The sequence below is a fragment of the Pseudactinotalea sp. genome (genome assembly GCF_048594945.1).
GTDB lineage: Bacteria > Actinomycetota > Actinomycetes > Actinomycetales > Beutenbergiaceae > Pseudactinotalea.
The window spans coordinates 1-3981 of sequence record NZ_JBMDXJ010000261.1; the positions used below are offsets into that span (position 1 = coordinate 1).

The window sequence follows — 3981 nt, forward strand, 5'->3', positions numbered from 1 at the left end:
TCGTGCGCACGGCCGAGGGGAAGAACGCCACCGGGTAACGGCCGGCGGCCAGCAGTCCCGCCATCAGGTCGGCGAGGGAGTCGATCGACTCCAGCCAGAACGCCAGGTAGCCGAGGTTCGTCCACACCAGCGTGATCGCGACCATGCCGATCGCGAACCACAGCAGCGCGAGACCCACCTCGCCGAAACTCGGCCGCACCCCCGCCTGCGCCAGGCCCAGCACCACGAGCGCGATCCCGGCAAGCCCGGGCCACAGCTCCGCCGGCTGCATCCACCGCACCGCCGCGTACCACTGCGCCGACACCGGGCGGATCAGCACGCCGTCCAGCTCGCCGCGGCGCACGTAACCGGTCATCCGCGCCTGATTCGGGGCCACGAAGGCCGCCAGCAGCGCGATCGCCAGTCGCGAGGCACCGGTCACCGCCACCACCAGCCCCACGCTCCAGCCCTGCACCTCCTCGGTGTGCTGGAACACCAACAAGGCGGGCACCAGGCCCACCGCGACCTCGACCAGTCCCACGAGGACCGTGGTCCACGCCTGCGTCCGGAACTGCGCGTCCCGGCGCACCGCCATCGTGAACGCGGCCACCGTGAACCGCAGGTGCCGCCGCATCGCCGCCGCCATCTCAGGCACCCGCCGCAGAGTACGAGCGCAGCCCGAGCCGCCACACGGCCGCAGCCACCGCGACGGCGATCGCGACCCACCCGACCTGGAGGGCGAAGCCGCCGACCGTCGTCGACGTCAGCAGCACCTCCATCGGGAACGAGACCACGAACCTGAACGGTTGCAGCGCGGTCAGCCAGGCGAGATCGGCCGGCATCAGCGCGAGCGGCACCACGGCGCCCGAGAGCACCGGCGTGATCACCGCCTGCGCGCGGATGAACCCCTGCACGTCCTCGAACCAGAACGCCAGCGACCCGATCAGGATGTCGAGGGCGAGTCGCAGCCCGGCGGCGAGCACCACCGCCACCGCGAACAGCAGCCAGCGCCCCGCCTCGGAGGGCAGGCTGAAGCGATCCGCGAACACCAGCGCCAGCACGGCGATCAGCGGCGCGATCAGCACCAGCTTCACCACCTTCTCGCCGATGTTGTTCGTGACCGCGTCCAGATGGGTCGACGCCGGCCTGATCAGCCACCGGTTGAGCGAGCCGTCGCGGATCGACTCCGCGAGGTAGAACGCCGTCCACGACGAGGTCAGCATGTTCACCACACTGACGAGCAGGAAGTACGGCACCAGGAAGTCGTCACCGACCGGCAGATCGGCTCCTGCGGTGAGCGCCGCTTGCCACACGAGCAGGGAGGTGATCGGCACCACGAGGTTGCCGACCTGCATGAGGAAGAACTCACCGCGGTAACGGAACGTCATGCCGATGTTGAGGCTCAGCAGCCGGCCGAAGAGCAGGGCGCGGCGCCTCATGCGTGCTCGCCCGACATCACGGCGCGCATCACGTCGTCGAGGTCGGCGTCGCGCACCTCGATGTCGACGATCTCGCCCCACCCGGTTGCCGCGGCCAGCAGCCGCTGCGCAGCGTCCCTCTCGGCCTCGAGATCGATCCGAGACCCGGTCGCCGCGGACTCGACATCGAGCATGCGCACCCCGGGTGGCATCGCGGCCGGTGCAGCCGCACCCGCGAAGTGCAACGTGATCCGCTTGTGCGGGCGCACGCTGCGCACGAGGTCACGCAGCTCGCCGTCGTACTGCTTCCGGCCGCCGTCGACCAGGATCACCCGGCGGCATAGCTCGGCGACGTCGTCCATGTCGTGGCTCGTGAGCACGATCGTGGTCCCGTGCTCGGCGTTGACAGCGGCGAGGAACTCCCGCACCGCAGCCTTGGAGACGACGTCCAGACCGATGGTCGGTTCGTCGAGGAAGAGCACGTCGGGGGAGTGGACGAGCGCGACGAACAGCTCGCACTTCATCCGCTCACCGAGCGACAGCTTGCGCACGGGCACGTCGAGCAGGCCGTCGAGCCGCAGCAACGCGGCCAGCTCGGTGCCGGTGCGTTCGATCTCGCGGTCGGTCAGGTCGTACATCGCCGCATGCAGCCGGACGCTGTCCCAGGCGGAGACGTCCCACCACAGCATCGACTTCTGCCCGAGCACCACCGCGATGCGGCTGAGGAAGTCGTAGCGGCGGCGGGAGGGCTCGTGACCGAGCACACTGACCTCGCCCGAGGTGGGCACGAGCAGCCCGGAGAGCATCTTGAGGGTGGTGGTCTTGCCGGCGCCGTTGGGTCCGAGCAGTCCCACGATCTCGCCCTGGTCGATGCTCAGGTCGAGGCTCTCGACGGCGGTCCTGGTCTCGGTCCGTCGGCGCACCAGCCCGGCGAGGGCGCCTCTCAGGCCCGGTCGTTGGCGGTGGTAGCGGTACTCCTTGCGCAGCGCGCGTGCGGTGATGGCGGTCGATGACATACGGGGTGTCTTCCTGGCTCAGCTCTGATGCCGCCAGCGGCGAGAAGGCCCGTTTCGGGGGCAGCTCACAAGGGAGGCCGGTCCGGCGGCGATGACATCGGAGTGCGGACGCACGCACGGAGGCGCCCGGGTGCGGTCGCACCGGGCGGCACGGAGGCCAGGTCCGCAGACCTAGTTAGTTCGAGTCATCGCCACGGCACGAGCATAAGCCCCGACCAGCGCGCAGCGGGGCGGCACCGGTCGTTCTCCGAGACGGCCTGTGGACCGGCGTGACCCGGCTGACCGATGTCGGCGCCCCCGCCTAGAGTGGCCGGGTGAGCACCGCCCTCTATCGCCGCTACCGGCCGGACTCCTTCGCCGACGTCATCGGTCAGGAGCACGTCACCGATCCGCTGATGGCGGCGTTGCGCGGCGGGCGCGTCACCCACGCGTACCTCTTCTCAGGCCCGCGCGGCTGCGGCAAGACCACCTCGGCGCGCATCTTCGCGCGCTGCCTCAACTGCGCGAACGGTCCCACCGACACTCCGTGCGGGACCTGCGACTCGTGCGTGGAGCTGGCGCGCGGTGGCCCCGGTTCGCTCGATGTGGTCGAGCTCGATGCCGCCTCCCACGGTGGCGTCGACGATGCCCGCGAGCTGCGTGAGCGCGCCGCCTTCGCCCCAGCCCGCGACCGCTACAAGATCTTCATCATCGATGAGGCCCACATGGTCACCACGCAGGGCTTCAACGCCCTGCTCAAGCTCGTCGAGGAGCCGCCCGAGCACGTCAAGTTCGTGTTCGCCACCACCGAGCCCGAGAAGGTCATCGGGACGATCCGCTCGCGCACCCACCACTACCCGTTCCGGCTCGTCCCGCCCGAGCAGCTGCTCGACTACCTCGGCACGCTCGCCGATGCCGAGGGCGTCGAGATCGCCTCGGGTGTGCTGCCCCTCGTCGTGCGCGCCGGCGGTGGTTCCGTTCGCGACTCCCTCTCGGTCCTCGATCAGCTCATCGCAGGCGCCGACGACGGCGGAGTCACCTATGAGCGTGCCGTCGCCCTGCTCGGGTTCACTCATGCGACGTTGCTCGACGATGCCGCCGAGGCGCTCGCGGCACGTGACGGCGCCAGCCTGTTCCGCGTCGTCGACCGTGTGATCTCCTCCGGCCACGCGCCCCGCCGGTTCGTCGAGGACCTCCTCGAACGGCTCCGCGACCTCATCGTGGTGCTCGCGGCGGGCGAGCAGGCGGAGTCGGTGCTGCGCACCGTGCCCTCCGACCAGCTCGAGCGGATGCGCACGCAGGCGCAGCACCTCGGGCTCGCCAACGCCTCACGCGCTGCCGACCTCGCCAATCTCGCGCTCACCGAGATGGTCGGCGCCACCTCGCCGCGACTGCAGCTCGAGCTGCTCTGTGGGCGGCTGCTCCTCCCGGCCGCCGATGATGGCGTCGACGGCGTCAACGCCCGCCTCGAGCGGCTCGAAGCCGGGGGCCATGCCGCACCGGGCAGGCCGATCGCGACCATCCCTGCACCCAGCCACGCGGCGCCGCCTCCCGAGCCACCGGCCCCGGTCGAGCCCGCACGCCCCGAC

Annotated in this window: 4 protein-coding genes; 1 reads left to right on the forward strand and 3 read right to left on the reverse strand. The window is 70.8% G+C overall.

Annotation, left to right across the window (positions count from 1 at the left end; all coding sequences use genetic code 11):
* From ACOJSN_RS11345 to ACOJSN_RS11355, 3 genes are all read right to left on the reverse strand, one after another.
* Nucleotides 1-625: ABC transporter permease (locus ACOJSN_RS11345; protein WP_420112611.1), on the reverse strand; the 625-nt coding region annotated here is incomplete at its 3' end.
* Nucleotide 626: 1 nt separating this feature from the next.
* On the reverse strand, nucleotides 627-1418 hold the full coding sequence (locus tag ACOJSN_RS11350) for an ABC transporter permease (protein ID WP_420112608.1): 792 nt from the start codon (nucleotides 1416-1418) through the stop codon (nucleotides 627-629).
* Entirely contained in the window at nucleotides 1415-2413 is a 999-nt protein-coding gene (locus ACOJSN_RS11355) for an ABC transporter ATP-binding protein (RefSeq protein WP_420112609.1), read from the reverse strand. Before ACOJSN_RS11355 ends, ACOJSN_RS11350 begins: the two co-directional genes overlap by 4 nt.
* 314 nt (nucleotides 2414-2727) lie before the next feature.
* Here ACOJSN_RS11355 and ACOJSN_RS11360 point away from each other — a divergent pair.
* Nucleotides 2728-3981 (forward strand): DNA polymerase III subunit gamma and tau (locus ACOJSN_RS11360; RefSeq protein ID WP_420112610.1); only part of this gene is annotated, 1254 nt, incomplete at its 3' end.